This window comes from Rhizorhabdus wittichii, from assembly GCF_017607425.1.
Classification (GTDB): domain Bacteria; phylum Pseudomonadota; class Alphaproteobacteria; order Sphingomonadales; family Sphingomonadaceae; genus Rhizorhabdus; species Rhizorhabdus wittichii.
Genome location: NZ_CP059319.1, coordinates 2,042,006 through 2,065,399 on the forward strand (window position 1 = coordinate 2,042,006; position 23,394 = coordinate 2,065,399).

The following is a 23,394-nucleotide window of genomic DNA, read 5'->3' on the forward strand; positions in this document are numbered from 1 at the left end:
TGATGGGCCTCGTCCTCGCGACGACCGCCGAACTCGCGCTCGTCACCACCATATTGTTGCTGATCATCGCCACCCCGCTCGCCTGGTGGCTGGCCCGCTCGCGCCGCTGGTGGAAGGAGGTGATCGGCGCCGTCACCGCCCTGCCGCTCGTCCTGCCGCCGACGGTGATCGGCTTCTACGTGCTGATCGCGCTGGGCCCGGCCAGCCCGCTGATGGGGCTGCTCGAACCGTTCGGCATCCGCACCCTCGCCTTCACCTTCACCGGCCTCGTCATCGGCTCGCTCTTCTATTCGCTGCCCTTCGCGATCCAGCCGCTGCGCACCGCCTTCGAGGCGATCGGCGATCGCCCGCTGGAGATTGCCGCGACGATGGGCGCCGGACCGCTCGACCGCTTCCTCACCGTCGCCCTGCCGCTCGCCCGTCGCGGCTTCCTCTCGGCCGCGATCCTCGTCTTCGCGCATACGGTCGGCGAATTCGGCGTGGTGCTGATGATCGGCGGCAACATCCCCGGAAAGACCGAGGTGCTGTCGACGCGCATCTACCAGCTCGTCGAAAGCCTCCAGTTCGGGGAGGCGCATCGCATCGCCGCCGTCCTCGTCCTCTTCTCCTTTGCCGCGCTGCTCGCCCTGCTGCTCGTCGAGCGCCGCATCGGGACGCCCCGGCCGTGACGATCGCGGTCGCGCTCGACGGAAAGCTCGGCGGCGTCTTCGCGCTGCGGGCGGCGTTCGAGGTCCCGTCCTCGGGCGTCACCGCCCTGCTGGGCCCATCGGGCTCGGGCAAGACCAGCATCCTGCGCGCGCTCGCCGGGCTGGAGCGGATCGCCGGCACGATCATCGTCGACGGCGAGGTCTGGCAGGACGGCGCCACCTTCCTGCCGCCCGAGCGGCGCCGGGTCGGCTATGTCTTCCAGGGCGCCGGGCTGCTCCCCCATCTCTCGGTCGCCGCCAACCTCGCTTATGCCGAGCGCCGCGCCGGCCCCGGCCGCTTCGCCCGCGACGCGATCGTCGCCCGCACCGGCATCGCGCCGCTGCTCGATCGCCGCCCCGCCTCGCTCTCGGGCGGCGAGGCCCAGCGCGCCGGCATCGCCCGCGCCCTGCTCGGCCAGCCGCGCCTGCTGCTGCTCGACGAGCCGCTGTCCGCGCTCGACACCGACGCGCGCGCCGACCTGCTCGACTGGCTGGACGACTTGCTGGCGGAGATCGCCATCCCCGTCTTCCACGTCACCCACGACCACGCCGAAGCCGCCCGCCTCGCCGCCCGCACGATCAGGCTGCGGGATGGCCGGGTGATCGAAAGCTGAGCTTCTGCCGATAGGTTGCCCGTCAAGGGCTACGCTCAATCCAACCGGCTGGCCGTGATCGATCGGGTGCTGCGGGCGGAAAGGCTGGCCGATGCCTTGGCGGCTCGCACCGTCAGCGCGGCTTCCATCGCCGCCGCCTCGCGATCGAGGCTGGCCGCGACCTCGAGCAGGCGCTGCTTGTCCGCCTCGCCGAAAGCATTGTCTGCAAGCTTTCGCGCCTTGGCGGCTTCCCGCCGCAACTGGTCTGCGCTTCCCGAATTGGACACGATGCTTCTCTCGACGCTAAGTTACTCACAATAAAGGCGCCTTGAGCCGTTCGACATGAACAGATCGTTACGCGCTCGTCGATTTTACAATATTTTGCAGTTCTCCGCTACGCCGAGCGTGTCGGATCGTTCATCTGTGCGTCGACGGTCACCGGTTCATGGCGGCGGGCGCTCGGCAGCGAGCCGGTCTGCCGCTCGATCATCCGGTGGACGCGCAGCGGCACGCCTTCCTTCTGGAGCTGGTGCACCTCGGCGCTGTTCTCGGCATCGGCATGTGTGCGACGCTGATTATGCCGGATATAGTCGTGCCAGGTCGCGACATGGTAGCGCTCGATCCACAGCTCGGGCTCGTTGAGGTCGCGCAGCAGGGTCCAGCCATGGGCGCCGTCCCGCCGCCGGATCCGGCGCCGCTCGGTCATCGCGGTGAGGAAGGCGACGATGTTGTGCGGCTCGATCCGATATTCGATCGTCACCACCACCGGGCCGCTGCGCGGTTCGAGCGGGACCGCCACCTCCGGCTCCTGCCATTGTTTGAGCGGCGTCAGATTGAGGTCGTCGACCTGCGGCAGCGGCATGACCAGGCCGATCAGGACGGTGCTCGCCAGGAAGGCCGCACTGACCAGCAGGCCGGCGGCGACGCCATGGCTGTCGGCGATCATGCCCAGCACCCAGGCGCCGATCGCCATGCCGCCGAACGCCGCCATCTGGTAGACCGACAGGGCGCGCGCGACGACCCAGCGCGGCGAAGCGAGCTGGACGCTGATGTTGAAGGTCGACAGGGCCAGCACCCAGCTGAAGCCCGCCAGCATCAGCGCGGCGATCGTCAGCAGGAAGAAGGGGCTGATCGCGGTGATCGCGGTGCCGACCGCCAGCATGAGCGTGGCCATCCGGACGATCTGCTCGGTCGACAGCCGGTCCCGCGCCGGCCCCGACGAGAGGCCGCCGAGCACCGCGCCGACGCCGAACGCGCCCAGCAGCAGGCCGTAGGTCAGCGCCCCGCCCTTCACCAGGTCGCGGGCGACCAGCGGCATCAGCGCCGAAACCGCATTGGCCGCAAGGCCGAACGCCATCGCGCGGCTGACGGCCATCCGCAGGTTGGGCGACATCGATACATAACGCAGGCCCGCCCCCATTGCCATGAACAGGCCTTCGCGCGGCAGCAGCCGGGGCGCCTGCGGCCGCCGCCAGCGCAGCAGCACCACGATCAGCCCGATATAGGACAGGGTATTGGCCAGGAACGCCGCCGCAGCCCCCGCCGCCGCCACGACCGCGCCGCCGACCGCCGGCCCGGCGGTCCGCGCGGTGTTGAACCCCATCGAGTTCAGCGCGACCGCGGACGGCAGCTGCTCGCGCGATACGATGTCGCCGACCGAGGCCTGCCAGGCCGGCCCGCCTATCGTCGTCCCGCAACCGATCAGGAAGGTGAAGCTCAGCAGCAGCCAGGGCGTCAGCCAGCCCTGCCAGGCGAACAGCGCCAACGCGGCCGAGACGCACAGCATGAAGCTCTGCGCCGCCAGCATCACCTTGCGCCGGTCGAGATTGTCGGCGACCGCCCCGGCCCACAGCGCCAGCAGCATGAACGGCAGCACCGTCGAGGCCTGGACCAGCGCGACCATCTTCGGGGACGAGGTCAGCGACGTCATCATCCAGGCGGCGCCGACCGACTGGATCATCGCCCCGAAATTCGACACCAGCGACGCGATCCAGATCGACCGGAAAACGGGAACGCCGAACGGTGACGCCGGCCGCGATCGCGGGGCCGATTGCAGGTCGGATGCCATGACGTTCCAATGCAGGAGCGGCTCGCTTGTGCCAACACTGTTTCGCGATCAGGCAACCCGCCGATCGATCCGTCCCGGCCCCGCCTGTGACGGGCGGCACTGCGCTATCGTTAAAAACCCTATAAAATTCCGCATCCTACGTGGTTTTACGTATAGGATAACCCCCGGGATGTTCCACACTGGCGGGATAAGCATCTTCCGTAGCGAGAGCGGTCCGGGGGAATCGCGTGTGTTGACCGAGTAGCGGACCGTAGATGACCAGTTTTGCCGTCGAATCCTCCGAACGCCGCCGCGCGTTTCGCTTCGCCATCAGCCACCAGTCGCGCCTGCGGCTGACCCTCGAGGGCGCGGCTGGCGGCGAGGATATCGACAGCGTGATGCTGACCGACATCTCGCAGCAGGGCCTGATGGCGGCGGGCGCCGGCCATCTCGTGCCCGGCGCGCAGATCCTGCTCGAAATCCCGCTGGTCGGCTGGCGCGAGGTCGAGGTCGTCTGGATCGCGGAGAACCGCGCGGGCTGCCGCTTCACCGAGCCGCTGAGCTTCGACGAGCTGCGTCTCGCCGCCGCGAGCAACGAACGGCTCGCCCTCGAATTCCCGTCGCTGGGCGCCGACATCGCTCAGCTTCCCGAGCTCTCCCGCTCGGCCGAAGATGACGAGGACGACGCGGATATCGACGATGCGCCCGGCTCGCAGCCATGGCTGTTGCCGGTCGGGCTGCTGGTGCTGGCGCTGATCGCGGCGATCGGATTCATGATCGCCTATTGATCGGCGGCCGCCGCCTTCGACCATCGTCTAATCTCCGGCCGCCATGCAATCAGGCTTAGCGCCTCATTCACCAATTCCCCTAAGCCTTCATATGCCGTCCGCATCTAATCCTTTCCACGCCAGCCCGACGTTCAGGCCGGCGTGTGAGGATTGCGTACCCATGTCGATAGCGTCTGCCCTGGGCCTGAAACGCCGGCCCGACCTGCGCCGGAGCGAGCGTAGCCGCGTCTTCCTGACGGCGAAGATGCTCGTGTCGGGCCAGCCCTGCCCGATCCACCTGCTCGATCTGTCCCGCCATGGCGCGCTGGCCCACGCCGCCGATCCGCCGCGCGACGGCGAGATCGTCTGGGTCGTCTGTCGCGGGGTCGAACTGCTGGCGCGCACCGCCTGGATCAGGGGCAACCGCTTCGGCCTCGCCTTCGATTCGGGCCTGCCGTCCGCGAAATATGAGATATTGCTGAAGGAAGGCCGCCGCGCGCTGTCCTCGCAGACCCCGATCGCCGCATTAAACCCCGCCGCCGCCGTGTGACGGCGCGGAGCCCGGACCTCAGCCGGCCTCCTGCGCCGCCTTCGCCAGCCGGCTGTGGTGGCGCGCATAGCCGAGATAGATGAGCAGCCCGACGAGGTTCCACCCCAGGCACCAGAGCAGCGTCTTGGCCGGCAGGCTGGTGAACAGATAGAGGCAGCCGAGCACCGCGCCGAGGCCTACCGCCAGCGCGGCCGGGGCGCGAAACGGGCGCGGCAGGTCCGGCCGGCTGCGCCGCAGCACGATCAGGCAGGCCCCCACCGCCATGAAGGCGATCAGGGTGCCGGCGTTGGCGAGCGCGGCGATCTCGCCGATCGGCAGCAGCCCGGCCAGGATCGCGACCAGGATCGCGGTCGCCGTCGTGATCCGCGCAGGCGTTCCCCGCTTCGATATCGCCGCCAGCGAACCGGGCAGGAAGCCGTCGCGCGCCATCGCCAGGAAGATCCGGCTCTGTCCGTAGAGGAAGGCGAGCAGCACCGTCGGCAGCGCGATCACCGCGGCGGTCGCGACGACATGCGCGACCCCGGGACGCCCCAACTCGCGCAGGATCAGCGCCAGCGGCTCGGGGCTGTCGGCGAAGCCCGCGAAGGGAACGGCGCCGATCGCCGCGGCGGCGACCAGGACGTAGATCAGTGTGCAGACCAGCATCGATCCGACGATGCCGATCGCCAGGTCGCGTTCGGGCCGCTTGGTCTCCTCGGCCGCGGTCGAGATCGCGTCGAAGCCGTAGAAGGCGAAGAAGATGATCGCGGCCGCCGCCATCACGCCGCGCTGGACACCGTCCGGCCCGGGGGTCGAACCGAAGCCATAAGGCATGAACGGATTGAGATGCGCGGCCTCGAAATGCGGCAGCGCGACCGCGACGAACAGCGACAGCGTGGCGATCTTCACGATCACCAGCACGGTGTTGACCCGCGCGCTCTCCCGCGTGCCGAGCAGCAGCAGGCCGGTCACCACCGCGATGATGAAGATGGCGGGAAGGTTGACCAGCCCGCCCAGTTCCGGCCCTTGCGTCAGCTCGACGGGAAAGCCGAATCCGGCCAGCAGGGGCGATGCATAGCCCGACCAGCCGACCGCGACCGTCGACACGACCAGCGAATATTCGAGGATCAGGCTCCACCCGACCACCCAGGCGATGATCTCGCCCAGCGCCGCATAGCTGTAGCTATAGGCGCTGCCGGCCGCCGGCATCATCGCCGCCAGCTCGGCATAGGCCAGCGCCGCGCAGGCGCACACCGCCCCGGCGATCGCGAAGGAGAGCAGCACCGAGGGGCCGGCGCGATCGGCGCCGACGCCGATCAGCGTCAGGATGCCCGTCCCGACGATCGCCCCGACGCCGAGCGCCATCAGGTGCGGCCAGGACAATGTCGGCGGCAGCCGGTCGCCGTGCCGTTCCGCCCCGTTGATCGGCTTGCGCCGCATGAACCCTGTCATTCCTGCCCTCTCCCCGCGAAGCGATCGGTCGCCTTTATCAATTGTTCCAATATGCCCGGCTCCGAATAGGCATGGCCGGCCCCCTCGATCAGGTGGAAATCGGCCTCGGGCCAGGCCTTGTGCAGGGCCCAGGCATGATGGAGCGGACAGGGCATGTCATAGCGGCCGTGGACGATCACGCCGGGGATGCCGCGCAGCCGCCCGGCGTCGCGCAGCAACTGGTCCGGCTCCAGCCAGCAGTCATGGAAGAAATAATGATTCTCGATCCGCGCGAAGGCGATCGCGAAATGGTCGTCGCCATGCTGGTCGGTCAGCGCCGCGCTCGGCAGCAGCGTGATCGTCTCGCCCTCCCACAGGCTCCAGGCCTTCGCCGCCTCGATCTGCGCGGCGGGGTCGGTGCCGGTCAGCCGGCGATTATAGGCCGCGACCATGTCGCCGCGCTCGGCCTCGGGGATCGGCGCGACGAAGCGCTCCCACTTGTCGGGGAACATCTGCGAGACGCCCCATTGGTAATACCATTGGATCTCGGCCCGCGTCGCCGTGTAGACGCCGCGCAGGACCAGTTCGCTGACCCGCTCGGGGTGCGTCTCCGCATAAGCGAGCGCCAGCGTCGATCCCCAGCTTCCCCCGAACACCAGCCATGCCTCGACGCCCGCCATCGCCCGCAGCCGCTCGATATCGGCGACGAGGTGCCAGGTCGTGTTGGCGGTCAGCTCGGCATGCGGCGCCGATCGCCCGCAGCCGCGCTGGTCGAACAGCAGCAGATCGTAGCGCGCCGGATCGAACAGCCGCCGGTGATCGGGCGAGCAGCCCGCCCCCGGCCCGCCGTGCAGGAACACCGCCGGCTTCGCGCCGGGCGTCCCCACCCGCTCATAATAGATGCCGTGGCCGTCGCCGACGTCGAGCATCCCGCTCGCATAGGGCTCGATCGGCGGATATAGCTGGGTCGACAGTGCTGACATGATTGCAAACTAGCGGAGTCGCATGATGCGCGCCAGCCGACGAGAATTGCTGATCGGAGGCGGCCTTGCCGGCCTCGCCCTGATGGCCGCCCCGCCCGCCTGGGCGGCCGACGCCGCAGCCGGGCTCGCGCCGATGACCGGCGGGGCCAAGCCGATCTCCACCCAGGAACGGCTCGGCCGCATCGCCCGGGCCCAGGAACTGATGCGCGCGCAGGATATCGGCGCGCTGCTCGTCGAGGCCGGATCGTCGCTGCTCTATTTCACCGGCATCGACTGGTGGCGCAGCGAGCGGCTGACCGCCGCGATCATCCCGGCGGACGGCGATGTGCTGATCGTCACGCCCGGCTTCGAGGAGCCCTCGATCCGCGAGAGCCTCGCCGTGCCCGGCGACGTCCATGTCTGGCAAGAGGACGAGAGCCCGATCGCGCTGATCAGCGACTTCCTCCAGCGTCGCAAGCTCGACAAGGGCGCGATCGCGATCGAGGAGACGGTCCGCTTCTTCGCGGTCGATGGCCTGCAACAGGCGCTGCCCGACGCGCGGATCGTCTCGGGCGCATCGGTGGTGCGCGGCTGCCGGATGATCAAGTCGCCTGCCGAGCTGGCGCTGATGCAACTCGCCGCCGACATCCAGATCGCCGCCTTCCGCCATGTCGCGCCGCGCATCGAACGCGGCATGAGCCAGCAGGACATCCAGGCGATGCTGATCGCCGCCAGCCGCGCGCTGGGCGGAGAAACCGACGGCGGCCTGATCCTGATCGGCGAATCCAGCGCCTATCCGCACGGCTCGCACATCCCGCGCCGGGTCGCCGACGGCGAGGTGATCCTGTTCGACGCCGGTGTCACGGTGCTCGGCTATCAGTCGGACATCTCGCGGACGATGATATTCGGCCGCGCCGCCGACGCGAAGCAGCGCCTGCTGTTCGACCAGGTCCGGCGCGGTCAGGACATCGCGATGGAAACCGCGCGGGTCGGCACGCCCGCCGGCAAGGTCGACGACGCGGTCCGCGCCTATTACGCCTCGCTCGGCTACGGCCCCGGCTACAAGCTGCCCGGCACGCCCCACCGGACCGGTCACGGCATCGGCATGGACGGGCACGAGCCGGTCAACCTCGTCCATGGCGAGACGACGCCGCTCGCGCCGGGCATGTGCTTCTCGAACGAGCCCGGCATCTACATCCCCGGCGCCTTCGGGGTCCGGATCGAGGATTGCTTCCACATGACGGCCGATGGCCCGCGCTGGTTCACCCGCCCGCCCGCGTCGATCGACCGGCCGTTCGATTGAACCGAAAAGCACGTCATGACTTTGACTTGCCGTCGTCATAGGATGGCATGACCGATCCGGAGGGATATGGACGAGCCCGTCGAAATTGAGCTGAAGCTCGACTTTGATCCCGCCGACCGGGATCGCCTCGCGGCCTGCCCCCTGTTCGGCCCCGAACCCGCGGCGACGCGGCGGCTCGCGGCCACCTATTTCGACACGCCCGGCTTCCATCTCGACAAGGCGGGCTATGCGCTCCGCATCCGCAGGGACGGCGGCAAGCGCATCCAGACGGTGAAGGCAGCGTCGGGCGAGACGGCGGGCCTGTTCGTGCGCGGCGAATGGGAACGCCGCGTGACCGGCGACAGGCCCGTGCTCGACGAGGCGTCGGGCCCGCTCCTGCAGCTCTTCGATGCGGAGTTGCTCGCGCGGATCGAACCGGTCTTCACCACCGCGATCGACCGCGCCGAGGGACCGATCGATCGCCCGGACGGCAGCCGCATCGACTATGCGATCGACCTCGGCGAGGTGCGCGCGGGAACGCGCGGCAGCGCGGTGTGCGAGCTGGAGCTGGAGCTGAAGCGCGGCACGCCGCAGGCGCTGTTCGATCTCGCCCGCACCCTCAACGAACTGGTCCCGCTGCGGCTCGGCGTGTCGACCAAGTCCGAGCGCGGCTATGCGCTGGCCGACAAGGCGTTCACCGCCGCCGTCAAGGCCGAGCCGCTGAAGCTCGACCGGGCGATGGCCGCCGGCGACGCCTTCGCCGCGATCGCTGCTTCCTGCCTGCGCCAATATCGCCGCAACGAGGACCTGCTGCTGCTGTCGGGCGGGGTCGAGCAATTGCACCAGGCCCGGGTCGCGCTGCGCCGCCTGCGGACCGCCTTCTGGCTGTTCGGCCCCTTGTTCGAAGGCGACGAGCGCGCCGCGGCGTTCGCGTCGGAGCTGCGCTGGCTCGCCGCGGAACTCGGCGGGATCCGCGACATCGACGTGCTGGTGCCGCGCCTCGAGGAGCCTTCGCGCGCGGCCCTGTTCGCGATCCGCGAGAACCGCTTCGGCCATCTCCGCACCCTGCTCGACAGCGGCCGGGTCCGGCTGCTGCCGATCGAGCTGGCCGAATGGCTGGCGCTCGGCCGGTGGCGGACCGACCCGGCCGATCCCTATCTGCGCGACCGCTACGTCCGCGCCTTCGCCAGCGACCGGCTCGAACGGCTACGCAAGCGGATCAAGCGCGCGGGCAAGGACCTCGCCGATACCGACGACGAGCATCGCCACGCCGTCCGCAAGACCGCCAAGAAGCTCCGCTACGCGAGCGAATTCTTCGTGTCGCTCTATCCTGGACGCAAGGCGCGCCGCCGGATGGAGCGTTTCCTTGACCGACTGGAAGCGTTGCAGGACAAGCTGGGGCAACTCAACGACATCGCCGCCGCCCCCGAGCTGTTCGCCCGGCTGGGCGTGGAGGCGGCCCTGCCCATGCCGGGCAAGAAGGAACGCAAGCGCCTGCTCGACGATGCCGAGGATTGTTTCGAAACCCTCATCGACACCAAGCGCTTCTGGCGCGATTGATCCCGTCTTCGTGCTGACGCGCCGGACGCTGGTCGCGGCGGCCCTCGCCCTGCCGGCCGCCTCCGCTTTCGCTCGCCCCCTGGGCCTGGCCGCCGCCGCGCCGATGATCGATCCGCGCCTTGTCGGGCGCGCCCTCGCCGCGCTGTTCCACCATCATCGTTCGATCTGGTCGCGCGATATGATCGCCATCGCCGATTTCGGTCTCCCCTCTTCGGTTCCGCGCTTGTTCCTCGTCGATATCCTGCGCGGCACGACGACCGCGCTGCTCGTCGCCCATGGCAAGGGGTCCGATCCCGATCATAGCGGCATGCTCCAAAGCTTCTCCGACGTCGTCGGCTCCGCCGCCACTTCCGAGGGCGCCTATCTCACCGGCGACGCCTATGAGGGGGTCCACGGTCCGTCGCGCCGCCTGATCGGCCTCGATCCCGGCAACGCCCATGCCGAGGAGCGCGCGATCGTGATCCATTCCGCCTGGTACGCCAATCCCGACATGGTCGCGAAACAGGGCAAGCTCGGCCGCAGCGACGGTTGCTTCGCGGTGGGAGAAGCGGATATCGCGACCGTCCTTGCCCGTCTCGGCAAGGGACGCCTGCTCTACGCCGGGAGGATCGATGGCTGATTGGTTTCGCCGCAACCTGGGCTGGATTCGGGGCGTGCTAGGGCTGCTCGCCTGGTTCGCGATGCTCTACTTCATGTTCTGGGACGTGCTCTAACGTTGCGGTGCCGGCGTCGGGCTCGTAAAGCCGCGCCATGCTCCGCATTTCCGAAATCAAGCTGCCGCTCGACCATCCGGCCGAGGCGCTGCCCGCCGCGATCGTCGCTCGGCTGGGGATCGCCCCCGCCGATCTGCTGAGCTGGGAGGTCGCCCGCCGCGCCAACGACGCGCGCCGCAAATCGGCGATCCTGATGGTCTATTCGGTCGACGTGACCCTGGCCGACGAGGCCGCCGTCCTCGCGCGCTTCGCGAGCGACAACCATGTCCGCCCGACCCCCGACACCGGCTATCGCTTCGTCGCCACGGCGCCGGCCGGGGCACCCCGCCCGGTGGTGATCGGCGCCGGCCCCTGCGGCCTGTTCGCCGGGCTGATCCTGGCGCAGATGGGTTTCCGCCCGATCATCCTCGAACGCGGCAAGGTGGTGCGCGAGCGGACCAAGGACACCTGGGGCTTGTGGCGGCGGGGCGTCCTCGACCCGGAATCGAACGTCCAGTTCGGCGAGGGCGGCGCGGGCACCTTCTCCGACGGCAAGCTCTACAGCCAGATCAAGGACCCGCGCTTCCTCGGCCGCAAGGTGCTGACCGAGTTCGTCAAGGCCGGCGCGCCCGAGGAGATCTTGACCGAGGCGCACCCGCACATCGGCACCTTTCGGCTGGTCTCGATGGTCGAGGCCATGCGCGCGACGATCGAGGAACTGGGCGGCGAATATCGCTTCGGGCAGCGCGTCGTCGACTTCGACATCCGCGACGGCCGGCTGCGCGGGCTCCATCTCCACAATGGCGACTATCTCGAGACCGACCATGTCGTGCTCGCCGTCGGCCACAGCTCGCGCGCCACCTTCCACGCGCTCCACGATCGCGGCGTCCATATCGAGGCCAAGCCCTTCTCGATCGGCGTCCGCATCGAGCATCCGCAGAGCTGGATCGACCGGGCCCGCTTCGGCCAATGCGCCGGCCACCCCGATCTCGGCGCGGCGGCCTATGCCCTCTCGCACCACTGCGCGAACGGGCGCTCCGTCTACAGCTTCTGCATGTGCCCCGGCGGCCGCGTCGTCGCCGCCACCTCGGAGGAAGGCCGCGTCGTCACCAACGGCATGAGCCAATATTCGCGCAAGGAGTTCAACGCCAATTCGGGCCTCGTCGTCGGCATCGATCCCGAGCGCGACTATCCCGGCCATCCACTCGCCGGCATCGCCCTGCAACGCCATTGGGAGGAGCGCGCCTTCGTCGCCGGCGGATCGAGCTACGCGGCGCCCGGCCAGCTGGTCGGCGACTTCCTCGCCCGCCGCCCCTCGACCGTGCTCGGCGCGGTGACGCCGTCCTACAAGCCGGGCGTCCACCCGACCGACCTGTCGCTCTGCCTGCCCGACTTCGCGATCGACGCGCTGCGCGAGGCGCTGCCCGTCTTCGGTCGCCAGATCGCCCGCTATGACGATCCCGACGCGATCATGACCGGTGTCGAGACGCGCACCTCGTCACCGATCCGCATCACCCGCGGCAAGGATTTCCAGAGCCTCAACGTCGCCGGCCTGTTCCCGGCGGGCGAGGGCGCGGGCTATGCGGGAGGAATCCTGTCGGCCGCGGTCGACGGGATCAGGGTGGCGGAAGCGGTGGCGCTCAGCCTCGCCGGCTGAGCCGCGCGGCGCCGCCCGCCGCATAGGCGGCATGGGCCTCGGCCGGCCCGCGATAGGCCTCCTGATGATCGACGCTCCAATAGCGCAGCTCGTTGAGCGGAATCCGCTCCCCCGTCACCGCGCACAGCACATGGTCGCCCCGCTGGACGATGGAGAATTGGGGCGTGTCGTAGCGCAGGATCGCGAGCTTACCGGAGAACAGCATCCCGCCATCCTACAGGACAGGCCCGCGCTACGGAACCCCGCCTCAACTCCTCGGCACCACCTCGACGATCTGGTCGCCGGATTCCAGCCGGCCGGCGGCCTCCTCCCAGAAACCGTGAGGCGCCCCGTCGCGGTAGATCCGCAGGCCGAGGCCGGTGACGATCGCCGCCAGCGGCTTGCCCACTTCCTCCGCCGACACGGCCCGTTCGCGCAGCGTCACCCGCCCGTCAGCATTGGCGAGGTCGGCCATATAGTCGGCGATGTGCGGCCCATGGGTCGATCCGGCCAGCAGCAGCCCGGCGAAGCTGGCCGGGTTGATCACCGTGTCGGCGCCCGCCTGTCGCGCCAGCGCCTCATTGTCCTCGGACCGGATGATCACGCTGATCGGCACGCCGGGCGCCAGCCGCCGCGCGGTGAGCACGATCAGGATCGACGTATCGTCACGCCCGGCGGCGACGATGATCGCCTTGGCTTCGGCGACCCGCACCGCCTCCAGGGTCGAATTGCGGGTCGCGTCGCCGTCGATCACATTGGCGCCGCTCGCCTCGGCCGCGCGCAGATTGTCCTGGCGCGGATCGATGACGACGATCTCGGCGGGCGTGAGGCCGCGCCGGACCAGCTCGCTCGCCGCCTCCGATCCGGTCGTGCCATAGCCGGCGATCACGACATGGCCGCGCAGCTTCCGCTGGATCACGCTCATGCGCCACTTCTCCCAGACATGCTTGAGCAGGAATTCATAGGCGGTCCCCAGGAAGATCAGCCAGACGAACAGCCGGACCGGCGTGACGACGAAGGTGTCGAACAGGCGGGCCCGCTCGGTCACCGGCACGATATCGCCATAGCCGACCGTGGTGACCGTGATCATCGTGAAATAGAGCACGTCGACGAAGCTGATCGCGCCGTCGATATTGTCGCGCAACCCGCCCCGGTCGATCCAGTGCCCGGCCAGCGCGACCGCGATCAGCGCGAAGGCCAGCGCCACCCGCCACAGCAGCGACAGCCAGACCGGCGTCCCGCTCTTGCGGTGGAGAAGCAGCCTCTGGTCACGACGCGGTCTTGGGCGGAGCACGGGGTTCCTTTCGTTCCGGCGGCCACGACGGAGGCAGTTCGCCTTTGACCCGTTCGCCGCTCCCTCTACAGGGATGCACCAAGCAGGGTCAGGAAGGAAGATCGATGGCGTCGGGACTGGTCGCATTGCTGGACGATATCGCGGGGCTGACCAAGCTCGCCGCGGCCTCGCTCGACGATGTCGGCGCGGCGGCGGGTAAGGCCGGCACCAAGGCGGTGGGCGTCGTGGTCGACGATGCCGCGGTCACGCCGCGCTACGTCACCGGCCTGACGCCCGATCGCGAGCTTCCGATCATCGCGCGGATCGCGGTCGGATCGCTCCGCAACAAGCTGCTCATCCTGCTGCCCGCCGCCCTGTTGCTCAGCGCCTTCGCGCCCTGGGCGGTGACGCCGCTGCTGATGCTCGGCGGCGCCTTCCTCTGCTTCGAAGGGGCGGAGAAGGTGATCGAGGCGCTGGGCGGCCATCATCCGGTCGAGGAGCATGTCGCCGCCACCGACCCGGCCACGCTGGAGAAGGAACAGATATCCGGGGCGATCCGCACCGACCTGATCCTGTCGGCCGAGATCATGGCGATCGCGCTGGCCGAGGTGTCGAGCCAGACGATCCCGATGCAGGCGATCGTCCTCGCCGCGGTCGGCGTCGCGATCACCGCCGGCGTCTACGGCGTCGTGGGACTGATCGTGAAGATGGACGATATCGGCCTGCACCTCGCCCGCAAGCCGGCGACGCGCACGCTGGGCTGCGCGCTCGTCAAGGGCATGCCGGTGGTGATGCGCTGGCTGTCGATCATCGGCACCGCCGCGATGATCTGGGTCGGCGGCGGCATCCTGGTCCACGGCCTCGAGGTGCTCGGCTTCCCCGCTCCCGCCCATTTCCTCCACCATCTCAGCGAAGCCGCCGCCCATGCCGCCCCGGCGATCGGCGGCATCGTCGGCTGGCTGGTTACCGCATTCGGATCGGGCATCGCCGGTCTCGCGGTCGGCGGGGCGATCGTCCCCATCGTCCATCTCGCCGGCAAGCTGCGCGGCAAGGGGCACTGACGCCGCTTCGGCTCAATCGATCCCGACGACCAGACCGTCGCCGATCCAGCGCCCGAGGAACCCACCCGCTGCGGCGATGCCTTCCTGCTCGCCCAGCCGCTCGATCATCGCGGCACAGATCGCGTTGAAATCGGCGCCGGACCGGGCGAGCGCGATTGCCTGCCCTTCGCCCGGCTCGGCCGTCCGGAAACAGGGCGTCAGGCCCTTGCGCCACAGCAGGATCGTCACCGGTTCGGGCAGCAGCGCAGCGGCCGGGGGAACCTCGCCCGCCGACAGCGCCGACCAGATCGCCGCCGCATTGCTGCGGAAGACATAGGTCGCCAGCGTCGGCGACAGGCGCAGCACCGCGCGGTCCCAGTCGACCTCGCCCAGCCGGCCCGGATCGACCGGCACGGCGTCGGGGCCGACGAAGGCTTCCGACAAAGCGAGGTCGAGCCAACCCAGTTCGGCGATCTCGGGATCGTCGCGGAACAGCAGGTCGAGCGTCTCCGGAAAGTCGCCGGCATAGGCGTCGAGCGTCCAGGCGTGCGGCGGGGTGACGTCGATATGCGCCGCCGCCGTCGACCGGAAGCGCTCCTCGCCGATCCACAGATGTACCCGCTCGAACACCTCGGCCAGGCAGTTGGCCAGCGCCGAGCGATAATTGTCGTGATAGACGTCGAGCCCGGGCCGAGCCACCTCGCCGATCCGCAGCGCGGCATCGTCCGAGGATTCGGACAGCCATGCGCGGAAATCGCGCTGCATCGCCAGCAGGCTCACGCCGCCCTCCGCATGTGCGCGTTCGCCATGTCGCGCGCGACCTGCAGCTCGTCGATCAGTTCGGCCAGCGGCGGGATGTCGTCGTCGCGCTCGATCATCGTCGCGACCGGACCCAGCTTCGCGATTGCCGCCTCGTAGAGCGCCCATACCGGCGGCGGCACCGGCCGGTCGTGCGTGTCGATCAGCAGCGTGCGTCCCTGGCTATGCCCCGCGAGATGGATCTGCGCGACCCGGTCGGCAGGGATGCCGGCCAGATAGGCCTGCGCGTCGAAGCCGTGATTGGTCGCGCTGACATAGATGTTGTTGACGTCGAGCAGCAGCCCGCAGCCGGTGCGGGCGCACATCGCGTCGAGGAATTCCCATTCGGTCATCGGTGCGTCGAAGGCGACATAGCTCGACGGATTCTCGATCAGCATCGCCCGGCCGAGCACGTCCTGCGCGATCGCGATATTGGCGCAGACCACATCGAGCGCTTCCTCGGTATAGGGCAGCGGCAACAGGTCGTGCGCATTGAACCCCTCGATCCGCGTCCAGCACAGATGGTCGGAAACGAACAGCGGATCGACCTCGTCCGCCAGCAGGCGGAGCCGCGCCAGATAGTCGCGGTCGATCCCGTCCGCCGACCCCACCGACATCGACACGCCGTGCAGCGCGACCGGGTGGCGTTCGCGCACCCGGCGCAGCACGTCGCGCGGCCGTCCGCCGGGCACCATGAAATTCTCGGAGATCACCTCGACGAAGTCGACCGCGACGGGCGCATCACCGTCGAGGAAGTCGCCATAATGCGGCTTGCGCAGGCCGAGGCCGAAGAGGGAGCGGGACATGCCGGACATCGCGGGAGACCGGCCGGGCGAACGAGCCGCCCGGCCGTTCCGGACCTTATTTCTTCTTGGGCTCGGTGGTGGTGCCGCCGGCCGCCTTGCAGGCGTCGGCGGTCATCTCCTTGTAGCCCTGGCCCTTGCAGGCGTTCTGGCCCTTGCACGAATGCTCGGCCGTGGCGCAGTCGGACGCGCCCTTGCAGCTGTTGACGCCATAGCAGTGGACGGTCTTGGCTTCGGTGGCGGCATCCGCCAGCGCGGGCGCGGCCTGCATCGCGGCAAAGGCGATGAGGGCGGCGGAAGCGGCGGCACTGACGCCGGTCTTGACGGTGGACATCCTACATTCTCCCCTGGTTCATGCCTTGGGTGGCGCGGGCAGATACGGCGCGGCCCGAGACCGGGTTCCACTGCCCGATGATTATTTCACCAGCATCGCACCATCGGGACTCTTCCGCGCATCGCGACGAGCCGCCCGCCATTATAGAGGGGCCTGCTCTGGATTCCGTAACGAAAATCGGGCACCGGAAGATGCAACGACACGCCGGTGGGACGAGCGGAGTTGCAGGGAAGGAAGAATTCGACCCGTGGCAAGGCGACCGTCCTCGTCGTCGAGGACGAGTTGTTCGTGCGCATGATCGCGGTCGATGCGATCGAGGATGCCGGCTATGCGACGATCGAGGCGCAGGATGCCGATCAGGCGCTGATCCTGCTCGAAGTGCATGATGAGATCGACCTCGTCTTCACCGACATCAAGATGCCGGGGACGATCGACGGGCTCGGACTGGCCCATCGGGTGCGCGAACGCTGGCCCGGCCTGCCGCTGATCCTGACCTCGGGCCATCTCCAGCGCGAGGATGCGACGGTGCCGGCCCCGGTTCCCTTCCTCCAGAAGCCCTATCGCGCCGCCGCGCTGCTCGCCGAACTGGCCCGGCTGCTCGACTAGGATCTGGATGTCGACGACCGATCCTCGCTGCTGGCTGTGCGGTCGTTCGCTCGGCCGGCGGATCGAATGGCATCACCCGCATCCGAAAAGCCGGGGCGGGCGCGAGACGGTGCCGCTCCACCCGATCTGCCACCGCACCATCCATGCCCATTTCAGCAATGCCGAACTGGCGCGCCTTCCCGCCGATCCCGACCCGGTGCGCCGGCATCCGGACGTCGCCCGCTTCCTGGCATGGATCGCCGACAAGCCCCCCGACTTCCACGCCCCGACCCGGACGATCCGGCGTCGATGACCGAAAAGCGGGGCTATGCGGCGGAACCCGGGCAATGGGCCGACGGTTTTACCGACAGGCCGGAAAGCCCCCTCTACCCCCGGCTTTTTAGGAGAACGAACCCGCCGGGACCACGGCCCGGCGGGTTTTTCCCTTTGAGTATCGCGACTTTGCTCCGTGCCTCTCGCGGACGGCCTGAAAATGCGCTATAGCCTTCGACAGGGCACAATGCCGCGCATATTCGGGGGCGGTTTGTGCTTGAGCGTGCCCCGCCCCGCCGTCCTCCAGGGCGGGGCGTCACGCCCCAAAGCCAGTCGTCCGGGGGCCATCGCTTGCCATCTTCGCCGTCCAGCGCGTCCACGAGCGCGCATCCGCTCGATCGTCCGATCTGGGAGGCGCTGGCGGACCGGCATGCGGCCTTCGCGCTGGGCGATCCGGGGGCTCGGCGCTACCGGCCCGACATCAGCCCTTTCGCCGCCGCCCGCGACAGCTCGATCGAGGCGCAATCGGCATTGACCGGGCTGCTCCCCTCGGATGGCGCCCTCGTCCTGCTCGAAGCCGGCCCGATCGCCGTTCCGCCCGGCGCGATCGTCGACAAGGAGGCGGTGGGGGTCCAGATGGTCGCCGAAGCACTCCAACCCGCGCGGCCCGATGGCCGGGTCGTGCCGCTCGGCGATGCCGACGCGCCCGAGATGCTCGCGCTGGCGACGCTCACCGAGCCCGGCCCCTTCCTGCCGAACACCCATCTTTTCGGCGGCTTCATCGGCATCCGGATCGACGGACGGCTCGCCGCGATGGCGGGCGAGCGGCTGAAGCCGCCGGGCCATTGCGAGGTCAGCGGCGTCTGCACCCATCCCGATTTCCGCGGACAGGGCCTCGCCGGCCTCCTCTCCGCGATCGTCGCCAACCGGATCGCGGTGCGGGGCGAGGTCCCCTTCCTCCATGCCTATGCCAGCAACACCGGCGCGATCCGGCTCTACGAGTCGCTCGGCTTCCGCATCCGCTGCGAGGTTTCGGTCCTCGTCCTGCGGCGGCCCTAGAGTGATTTCGAGGCAGATGGTACATCTGCCGGCTCGGAAATCATGGCAAACCAGGGGAAGGCGGACTCGATCCGGTTCAACCTGAACCGGAGCGAGTCTAGCGGGCGTCAGCCCGCCGGCATCAGCCGCAGCAATCGCCCGCCCGCCTTGTCCTCCAGCACATAGACCGCGCCATCGGGCCCCTGGTCCACCGCGCGGATGCGCTGGCCCATCGCATAGCGCGCCTCTTCCTTCGCGCCCTCCTCGCCCAGGTCGACGAGGATCAGCATCTCGCCCGACAGCGCGCCGACCAGCGCCTTGCCGCGCCATTGGGGGAAGAGCTTGCCCGAATAGACCAGCAGGCTCGACGGCGAGATCGACGGGTTCCAGCTCACCTTCGGCGCCTCGAACTCGGGCCGGGTCACATGGTCGGGGATCGGCTTGCCGTCATAATGGTCGCCGTTGGAGACGATCGGCCAGCCATAGTTGCGGCCCGGCAGGATCAGGTTGACCTCGTCGCCGCCCTTGGGTCCCATCTCCGCGTCCCACAGCCGCCCTTCGAGGTCGAAGGTCAGGCCCAACGGATTGCGGTGCCCATAGCTCCAGACCGCCGAGTCGAACCCTTTCGCCGCCAGCGGATTGCCTGGCGCCGGCTGGCCGTCCATCGTCAGGCGGACGACCTTGCCGAGGACGCCGTCGGGCTCCTGCGCCGGCGTGAATTTCTGCCGCTCGCCCATCGAGAAGAAGAGATGGCCGTCGGGCGAGAAGGCGATCCGCCCCGCATAATGGCCGCCGCTCTTGAGCGGATGGGCGCGATAGAGCGTCGTCACGCCCTCCAGCCGCGCGCCGGCAAGGTCGCCGACCAGCTTGCCGCGCGCCAGCACGATGCCGTTCGGCGATCCCGGCGCCGAATAGCTGAAATAGACCAGGCCGTTGGTCGCGAAGTCGGGATGCGCGACGACCTCGCCCAGCGCGCCCTGCCCGCTCGAATCGACGGCGGGCACGCCCTCGACCGCAGTGCGCCGCGCGCCGTCGGGCGACAGCAGCAGCAGCCGGCCCGCCTTCTCGGTGACCAGCATATGGCCGCCCGGCAGGAAGGTCATTGCCCAGGGACTGTCGAAGCGCGCGACCTCCGCCACCTTGAACGGCTTGTCGGCGAAGGGCCGGCCCCCCGTGATCGGCGCCTGCGCGGCGATCGCCGGCGCGGCCGTCGCTGCGGCGAGGAGGATGGCGAAGGACAGGGCGGGACGGGGACGCGGCATCGATCTTGCTCCTGAACAGCCGTCAGCGCCGCGCTTCGCTCGTCCGTGTCGCGCGGCTCTCGCGCTTCCGCTCGCTGGGCGGGATGTGGGTGATCGTCGCCGCATATTCGGCGAACAGCACCAGCACCCAGATCTCGACGCCCTTCCACTCGCCGCTGACCACGCCGGAAAAGACGTCGAGCAGCAGGAAGACCAGCGCGACGAGCCGGAACCAGCGCATGCTGAACGCCGGTATGTCGGCGCGCAGCGACGCCGTCACCATCATGAACAGGCTGAACAGCCCGGCGATGATCTGCGACGTCAGCGAGGTGGCGATGCGGAGCTGGTCGAGCGCGGTGATGAACCAGAACAGGCGCGATATCGCATATTGGCTTTGCCGGGTCAGCTGACACAGCTTGACGATCGGCGGCACGAACAGCGTCTTGCCGACCCACACATCGATATCGACCATGCTCATGCGCGCGATATAGCAGGACTTCGCCCTTATGCCACAGTCTGGCGGCGCCCGCCGGCGAGGGGAAAGACCGGCCCGGCGCTACGGCAGGGCGCGCGACAGGCCCCGATGCCAGTCGCTGATCTTCTGGAAGGCGACTCCGGCGCCGAGCAGCAAGGCTTCGTCCGCCGTCCGCGCGACGAGCTGGAAGCCCAGCGGCAGGCCGTCCGCATCGAAGCCGCCGGGCAGCGCGAGCGCGGGGTGGCCGGTCACGTTGAACGGCTTGGTGAAGCGCGCGCCCAGCGGGTCCGCCTGCCGCATCGCCCCCTCCCATTCGTCCAGCGTCGGCGTGTCGATCGTCAGCACCGGCAGGATGATCAGGTCGACCGTGGCGAACAGCGCGTCGAGCTGCTGGCGATAGGCGGCCCGAACCGCTTCGAAATCGTCGAGATCGCCGGCCTGCATCGCCCGGCCCCGGTCGATCGTCGCGGCGAGGCCCGGCCCATAGTCCCCGCGATGGGCCGGATACCAGGCGGCATGGACCGCCGCCGTCTCCCACGCCTGCAACCGGCCGGTCGCCGCCAGCAGCTCCGCGACCGGCGGCAGCGTCACCTCGACCGCCGTCACGCCGAGCTCGCCGAACAGCCCGATCGCCCGCTCGATTGCGCCCCGGCTTTTCGGTCCGGTCAGTTCCAGGGCGCGGCGATCGACGCCGATCCGCACAGCCGCGAGATCGGTGACGAGGGCGCGCGGGCTCTCACCCTCCCCGATCGCCGTCATCGCCGCCGCCAGATCGGCGACGCTGCGGGCGATCGGCCCGACATGATCGAGCGATGGCGCGGACTCGAACACGCCTTCGGCGTCGACCCGCCGATAGGCCGGCTTGAACCCGCTCACCCCGCAGCACATCGACGGCAGCCGGATCGACCCGCCGGTGTCGGTCCCGATCGCGACCGAGCAGAGCCCCGCCGCCACCGCCACGCCAGCGCCGGTCGACGACATCCCGGGAAAGATATCCGCGCGTCCCGGATGGCGCGGAAAGGGCCGGTCTGCCGCCGGATCGACGAAGGCGCCCGCCGTCGTATAGGTCTTGCCGACCAGCACCGCCCCCGCTTCGCGCAACCGCGCCACCACGGCGGCGTCGCGCCGGGGCAGCCGCTCCGCGAAGCCGCGCAGCCCCGCCGCGGTCGGCATGTCGCGGGTGAGGCAGAGGTCCTTGACCGTCACCGGGACGCCGTGCAGCGGGCCGCGATCGATCCCGGCCGCGAGCTCGGCCTCCGCCTGCCGCGCCGCCGTCCGTGCTTCCTCTCCCGCCAGCGCGGTGAAGGCGCCCAGCTCCGGATCGAGCCGGGCGATCCGCGCCGACAGCCCCTGTTCGACCTCGACCGGCGACAACGTCCGGTCACGATAGCGACTGCCCAATTCGGTGACGTCGAGATCGAACGCTTCGTCCATCGGCCTGCCCTCCCTGCGGGAGAAGAAACCGTCGGCCGCCAGGCCGGGTCCGGCATCGTCCAACTGGACGATGTCGCCCCGGCCGACGTCGTCAGGCGAGCAGCGCCTTGGTCCGCGCCTCGACCAGCCGCTCCATCACGGTCAGCGGCATCGCCCCGCTCTTGAGCACGTCATGGAACCGGCGGATGTCGAAGCGGCCGCCGAGCGCCTTCTCCGCATTGGCGCGGGCGCGCACCCAGGCCATGTGACCGACCTTGTACGAACAGGCCTGCCCCGGCTGGGTGCAATAGCGCTCCACCTCGCGCTGCGATCGCGGCTGCGCGAAGCCGGTAGTGCCGACCATATAGGCGGTCGCCTTGTCGCGCTCCCAGCGCTGGGTGTGGATGCCGGTGTCGACCACCAGCCGCGCCGCGCGGAACAGGAAGGACTGGAGATAGCCGGCACGTTCGAGCGGATCGGCATAGCTCCCGAGTTCGTCAGCGAGTTGTTCCGCGTAGAGCGCCCAGCCCTCGCTATAGGCGCCGAAGAAGCCGATCTTGCGCAGCGTCGGGATGTCCTTCGACTCCTGCGCGAGGCTGATCTGGAGGTGATGGCCCGGCACGCCTTCGTGGAAGGTCAGCGCCGGCAGCGTATATTTGGGCCAGTCGCCGACGTCCTTCAGGTTGATGAAGTAGATGGCCGGCCGCGACCCGTCGAGCGTCGCGCGCTTGTAATAGCCGTTCGACGCCCCGTCCTGGATCTCCACCGGCACCGCCCGGATCTCCAGCGGCGCGGCCGGCACGTGCGAGAAATAGCGCGGCAGCTTCGCGTGCATCGCCTTCACCCCTTCGTTGAGCGAGGCGATCAGCGCGGCGCGCCCTTCGGCGCTGTCGGGATAGAGCTGCCGGGGGTCCTTGTTGAGCGCGGTCAGCCGCTCGCCGATCCCGCCCTTGGTCAGCCCCTGGCCCTTCAGGATCGCATCGAGTTCGGCGCTGATCTCGGCGACCTGCTCCAGGCCCATCTTGTGGACCTCCTCGGGCGAGAAATTGGTGGTGGTCGCCTGGGCCAGCGCCGCCGCGTAGATCGCCTCGCCGTCGCGCAGCCGCCAGACGCCCGAGCCCGGCGCGGTGGTGGCGCGGAGCTGCTTCATCAGCGCGATCTGCCGGTCGAGCGCAGGATAGACCTTGTCGCTGACGATCTTCTCGGCCGGGCCGGCGAAGTCGCCCGCGATGCCCTTCTCCTTCGCGCGCCGCGCCAGCGATCGGACCAGCGTGCTGTCGGCGGCGGGCGCCCCGCGCAGCTTCTCGAGCTGGCCGATCGTCAGGTCGATCGCGAAGTCCGGCGCGGTGATGCCGCGCGACGACCGTTCCTTCTGCACGGTGGTGTCGGTGTCGAGCACCCCGCCCAGCGCGTCGAGCCGCGCCAGATAGGCGTCGCAATCCGCCTTGTCGGCGATCACATGCGCGTCGTTCAGGAAATCGGGAAGCTGGAAATAGGCGCCGCCCTGCTGGAAGATGCGATAAGGCCGGATCACGCTGTCGATCCCGAACCGCTCCGGCGCGACGGTCTGGTTGCGCAGCGAATAGCCGACGATCTCGCGATTGAGCGCGCCGGCCTCCGACAGCCCCGCGGTCGGGAAGGCCTCGACTTCGGCCAGCCATTTCCTGGTGTGGGCGAGATCGTCGCGCATGCCCGCGTCGCTATTGTCGTCGAGCTTGCTCTTGGCGGCGGCCCGGTCGCCCTTGTCATAGCCAAGCGCGGTGCAGAATTGGGGCGAAGTGTCGAGCGTATCGTTGAAGATCCGGTCGAACAGGGCATTGAGCCTCGCGTCGGCCCCGCCGGTGGCCGGCGCCTGGGCCAGCGCGGGTCGCAATCCGGCGATCAGGGCGGCGGTGCCGGCCGAGGCGATGAAGGTACGGCGATCCATGGCGATCCC

General features: G+C 69.3%; 25 protein-coding genes. 12 read left to right on the forward strand and 13 right to left on the reverse strand.

From position 1 onward, the window contains the following. Positions 1–2 precede the first annotated feature (2 nt). Together modB and HRJ34_RS09680 are read left to right on the forward strand one after the other, a co-directional pair. Complete coding sequence (gene modB / locus HRJ34_RS09675) at positions 3–668, forward strand: molybdate ABC transporter permease subunit (protein WP_029994905.1); 666 nt, start codon at positions 3–5, stop codon at positions 666–668. Continuing rightward, positions 665–1,300, forward strand: a complete 636-nt coding sequence (locus HRJ34_RS09680; RefSeq protein ID WP_012050591.1) for an ATP-binding cassette domain-containing protein — start codon at positions 665–667, stop codon at positions 1,298–1,300. The genes modB and HRJ34_RS09680 overlap by 4 nt, the downstream gene beginning before the upstream one ends. A gap of 35 nt (positions 1,301–1,335) precedes the next feature. On the opposite strand, the gene HRJ34_RS09685 is transcribed toward HRJ34_RS09680, so the two are convergent. Both HRJ34_RS09685 and HRJ34_RS09690 read right to left on the reverse strand, forming a co-directional pair. Then, a complete protein-coding gene (locus HRJ34_RS09685) occupies positions 1,336–1,566 on the reverse strand; it encodes a hypothetical protein (RefSeq protein WP_152523645.1) in 231 nt (76 codons plus the stop codon). 107 nt (positions 1,567–1,673) lie between these two features. Continuing rightward, on the reverse strand, positions 1,674–3,347 hold the full coding sequence (locus tag HRJ34_RS09690) for an MFS transporter (RefSeq protein WP_029994903.1): 1,674 nt from the start codon (positions 3,345–3,347) through the stop codon (positions 1,674–1,676). Positions 3,348–3,601: 254 nt separating this feature from the next. Between HRJ34_RS09690 and HRJ34_RS09695 the strand changes: the two genes are divergently transcribed. Both HRJ34_RS09695 and HRJ34_RS09700 read left to right on the forward strand, forming a co-directional pair. Next, positions 3,602–4,114 carry a PilZ domain-containing protein gene (locus HRJ34_RS09695; RefSeq protein WP_016745939.1) on the forward strand — a complete coding sequence of 171 codons (513 nt, stop codon included), beginning with the start codon at positions 3,602–3,604 and terminating at the stop codon, positions 4,112–4,114. A 160-nt stretch (positions 4,115–4,274) separates the two neighbouring features. Next, entirely contained in the window at positions 4,275–4,643 is a 369-nt protein-coding gene (locus HRJ34_RS09700; RefSeq protein ID WP_012050588.1) for a PilZ domain-containing protein, read from the forward strand. 18 nt (positions 4,644–4,661) lie between these two features. Here the strand turns inward: HRJ34_RS09700 and HRJ34_RS09705 are convergent, their stop codons facing one another. Together HRJ34_RS09705 and pip are read right to left on the reverse strand one after the other, a co-directional pair. Further along, a complete protein-coding gene (locus HRJ34_RS09705) occupies positions 4,662–6,074 on the reverse strand; it encodes an amino acid permease (protein WP_012050587.1) in 1,413 nt (470 codons plus the stop codon). After that, positions 6,071–7,036 (reverse strand): prolyl aminopeptidase, encoded by a 966-nt coding sequence (gene pip, locus HRJ34_RS09710; protein ID WP_012050586.1) that lies wholly within the window; start codon positions 7,034–7,036, stop codon positions 6,071–6,073. Before pip ends, HRJ34_RS09705 begins: the two co-directional genes overlap by 4 nt. A 22-nt stretch (positions 7,037–7,058) precedes the next feature. Here pip and HRJ34_RS09715 point away from each other — a divergent pair, with 22 nt between their 5' ends. The 4 genes from HRJ34_RS09715 (at position 7,059) to HRJ34_RS09730 (ending at position 12,206) form a co-directional block, all read left to right on the forward strand. After that, positions 7,059–8,318 (forward strand): M24 family metallopeptidase, encoded by a 1,260-nt coding sequence (locus HRJ34_RS09715; RefSeq protein ID WP_208633968.1) that lies wholly within the window; start codon positions 7,059–7,061, stop codon positions 8,316–8,318. Between the two features lie 66 nt (positions 8,319–8,384). After that, complete coding sequence (locus tag HRJ34_RS09720; protein ID WP_029994900.1) at positions 8,385–9,857, forward strand: CYTH and CHAD domain-containing protein; 1,473 nt, start codon at positions 8,385–8,387, stop codon at positions 9,855–9,857. A 10-nt stretch (positions 9,858–9,867) separates the two neighbouring features. Next, complete coding sequence (locus HRJ34_RS09725) at positions 9,868–10,476, forward strand: murein L,D-transpeptidase catalytic domain family protein (protein WP_208633969.1); 609 nt, start codon at positions 9,868–9,870, stop codon at positions 10,474–10,476. 131 nt (positions 10,477–10,607) lie between these two features. Then, positions 10,608–12,206, forward strand: a complete 1,599-nt coding sequence (locus HRJ34_RS09730) for an NAD(P)/FAD-dependent oxidoreductase (RefSeq protein WP_208633970.1) — start codon at positions 10,608–10,610, stop codon at positions 12,204–12,206. Here HRJ34_RS09730 and HRJ34_RS09735 read toward each other — a convergent pair. Both HRJ34_RS09735 and HRJ34_RS09740 read right to left on the reverse strand, forming a co-directional pair. Then, the gene (locus HRJ34_RS09735; RefSeq protein WP_012050580.1) at positions 12,190–12,411 is read right to left on the reverse strand and encodes a DUF2093 domain-containing protein; all 222 of its coding nucleotides are present in this window, start codon (positions 12,409–12,411) and stop codon (positions 12,190–12,192) included. The two genes, HRJ34_RS09730 and HRJ34_RS09735, sit on opposite strands and share 17 nt — an antisense overlap. 42 nt (positions 12,412–12,453) lie before the next feature. After that, entirely contained in the window at positions 12,454–13,479 is a 1,026-nt protein-coding gene (locus tag HRJ34_RS09740) for a potassium channel family protein (protein WP_012050579.1), read from the reverse strand. A 104-nt stretch (positions 13,480–13,583) separates the two neighbouring features. On the opposite strand from HRJ34_RS09740, the gene HRJ34_RS09745 reads away from it, so the two are divergent. Further along, positions 13,584–14,519 carry a DUF808 domain-containing protein gene (locus HRJ34_RS09745; RefSeq protein ID WP_012050578.1) on the forward strand — a complete coding sequence of 312 codons (936 nt, stop codon included), beginning with the start codon at positions 13,584–13,586 and terminating at the stop codon, positions 14,517–14,519. A gap of 12 nt (positions 14,520–14,531) precedes the next feature. Here the strand turns inward: HRJ34_RS09745 and HRJ34_RS09750 are convergent, their stop codons facing one another. From HRJ34_RS09750 to bufA2, 3 genes are read right to left on the reverse strand one after another with little or no spacing between them, the layout of a single operon-like run. Further along, the gene (locus tag HRJ34_RS09750) at positions 14,532–15,278 is read right to left on the reverse strand and encodes an HvfC/BufC N-terminal domain-containing protein (protein ID WP_208633971.1); all 747 of its coding nucleotides are present in this window, start codon (positions 15,276–15,278) and stop codon (positions 14,532–14,534) included. Beyond that, positions 15,275–16,111: an MNIO family bufferin maturase gene (gene bufB / locus HRJ34_RS09755; protein WP_029994896.1), complete on the reverse strand. Its 837-nt coding sequence runs from the start codon at positions 16,109–16,111 to the stop codon at positions 15,275–15,277. The genes HRJ34_RS09750 and bufB overlap by 4 nt, the downstream gene beginning before the upstream one ends. Before the next feature lie 46 nt (positions 16,112–16,157). Continuing rightward, positions 16,158–16,433 carry a BufA2 family periplasmic bufferin-type metallophore gene (gene bufA2, locus HRJ34_RS09760; RefSeq protein ID WP_012050575.1) on the reverse strand — a complete coding sequence of 92 codons (276 nt, stop codon included), beginning with the start codon at positions 16,431–16,433 and terminating at the stop codon, positions 16,158–16,160. A 222-nt stretch (positions 16,434–16,655) separates the two neighbouring features. Here bufA2 and HRJ34_RS09765 point away from each other — a divergent pair, with 222 nt between their 5' ends. The 3 genes from HRJ34_RS09765 (at position 16,656) to HRJ34_RS09775 (ending at position 18,350) form a co-directional block, all read left to right on the forward strand. After that, positions 16,656–17,039 (forward strand): response regulator, encoded by a 384-nt coding sequence (locus HRJ34_RS09765; RefSeq protein ID WP_016745951.1) that lies wholly within the window; start codon positions 16,656–16,658, stop codon positions 17,037–17,039. A gap of 7 nt (positions 17,040–17,046) precedes the next feature. Beyond that, positions 17,047–17,331, forward strand: a complete 285-nt coding sequence (locus tag HRJ34_RS09770; protein ID WP_016745952.1) for an HNH endonuclease — start codon at positions 17,047–17,049, stop codon at positions 17,329–17,331. A 233-nt stretch (positions 17,332–17,564) separates the two neighbouring features. Continuing rightward, positions 17,565–18,350 carry a GNAT family N-acetyltransferase gene (locus HRJ34_RS09775; RefSeq protein WP_208633972.1) on the forward strand — a complete coding sequence of 262 codons (786 nt, stop codon included), beginning with the start codon at positions 17,565–17,567 and terminating at the stop codon, positions 18,348–18,350. A gap of 107 nt (positions 18,351–18,457) precedes the next feature. On the opposite strand, the gene HRJ34_RS09780 is transcribed toward HRJ34_RS09775, so the two are convergent. The 4 genes from HRJ34_RS09780 to HRJ34_RS09795 form a co-directional block, all read right to left on the reverse strand. Continuing rightward, entirely contained in the window at positions 18,458–19,591 is a 1,134-nt protein-coding gene (locus HRJ34_RS09780) for a PQQ-dependent sugar dehydrogenase (RefSeq protein ID WP_208633973.1), read from the reverse strand. Between the two features lie 22 nt (positions 19,592–19,613). Next, positions 19,614–20,048 (reverse strand): hypothetical protein, encoded by a 435-nt coding sequence (locus HRJ34_RS09785; protein WP_012050570.1) that lies wholly within the window; start codon positions 20,046–20,048, stop codon positions 19,614–19,616. 78 nt (positions 20,049–20,126) lie between these two features. Next, positions 20,127–21,479, reverse strand: a complete 1,353-nt coding sequence (locus HRJ34_RS09790; RefSeq protein ID WP_208633974.1) for an amidase — start codon at positions 21,477–21,479, stop codon at positions 20,127–20,129. Between the two features lie 91 nt (positions 21,480–21,570). After that, positions 21,571–23,385, reverse strand: coding sequence for a DUF885 domain-containing protein (locus tag HRJ34_RS09795; protein ID WP_016745956.1), 1,815 nt, complete (start codon positions 23,383–23,385; stop codon positions 21,571–21,573). Between the last annotated feature and the right edge of the window lie 9 nt (positions 23,386–23,394).

Excerpts from the sequence above, each read along its gene's own strand:
- modB (WP_029994905.1), top strand. The coding sequence starts at position 3 with ATGGGCCTCGTCCTCGCGACGACCGCCGAACTCGCGCTCGTCACCACC.
- HRJ34_RS09690 (WP_029994903.1), bottom strand. The coding sequence starts at position 3,347 with ATGGCATCCGACCTGCAATCGGCCCCGCGATCGCGGCCGGCGTCACCG.
- HRJ34_RS09695 (WP_016745939.1), top strand. The coding sequence starts at position 3,602 with ATGACCAGTTTTGCCGTCGAATCCTCCGAACGCCGCCGCGCGTTTCGC.
- HRJ34_RS09700 (WP_012050588.1), top strand. The coding sequence starts at position 4,275 with ATGTCGATAGCGTCTGCCCTGGGCCTGAAACGCCGGCCCGACCTGCGC.
- HRJ34_RS09705 (WP_012050587.1), bottom strand. The coding sequence starts at position 6,074 with ATGACAGGGTTCATGCGGCGCAAGCCGATCAACGGGGCGGAACGGCAC.
- pip (WP_012050586.1), bottom strand. The coding sequence starts at position 7,036 with ATGTCAGCACTGTCGACCCAGCTATATCCGCCGATCGAGCCCTATGCG.
- HRJ34_RS09715 (WP_208633968.1), top strand. The coding sequence starts at position 7,059 with ATGATGCGCGCCAGCCGACGAGAATTGCTGATCGGAGGCGGCCTTGCC.
- HRJ34_RS09720 (WP_029994900.1), top strand. The coding sequence starts at position 8,385 with ATGGACGAGCCCGTCGAAATTGAGCTGAAGCTCGACTTTGATCCCGCC.
- HRJ34_RS09730 (WP_208633970.1), top strand. The coding sequence starts at position 10,608 with ATGCTCCGCATTTCCGAAATCAAGCTGCCGCTCGACCATCCGGCCGAG.
- HRJ34_RS09735 (WP_012050580.1), bottom strand. The coding sequence starts at position 12,411 with ATGCTGTTCTCCGGTAAGCTCGCGATCCTGCGCTACGACACGCCCCAA.
- HRJ34_RS09745 (WP_012050578.1), top strand. The coding sequence starts at position 13,584 with ATGGCGTCGGGACTGGTCGCATTGCTGGACGATATCGCGGGGCTGACC.
- bufB (WP_029994896.1), bottom strand. The coding sequence starts at position 16,111 with ATGTCCGGCATGTCCCGCTCCCTCTTCGGCCTCGGCCTGCGCAAGCCG.
- bufA2 (WP_012050575.1), bottom strand. The coding sequence starts at position 16,433 with ATGTCCACCGTCAAGACCGGCGTCAGTGCCGCCGCTTCCGCCGCCCTC.
- HRJ34_RS09770 (WP_016745952.1), top strand. The coding sequence starts at position 17,047 with ATGTCGACGACCGATCCTCGCTGCTGGCTGTGCGGTCGTTCGCTCGGC.
- HRJ34_RS09780 (WP_208633973.1), bottom strand. The coding sequence starts at position 19,591 with ATGCCGCGTCCCCGTCCCGCCCTGTCCTTCGCCATCCTCCTCGCCGCA.
- HRJ34_RS09785 (WP_012050570.1), bottom strand. The coding sequence starts at position 20,048 with ATGAGCATGGTCGATATCGATGTGTGGGTCGGCAAGACGCTGTTCGTG.
- HRJ34_RS09790 (WP_208633974.1), bottom strand. The coding sequence starts at position 21,479 with ATGGACGAAGCGTTCGATCTCGACGTCACCGAATTGGGCAGTCGCTAT.
- HRJ34_RS09795 (WP_016745956.1), bottom strand. The coding sequence starts at position 23,385 with ATGGATCGCCGTACCTTCATCGCCTCGGCCGGCACCGCCGCCCTGATC.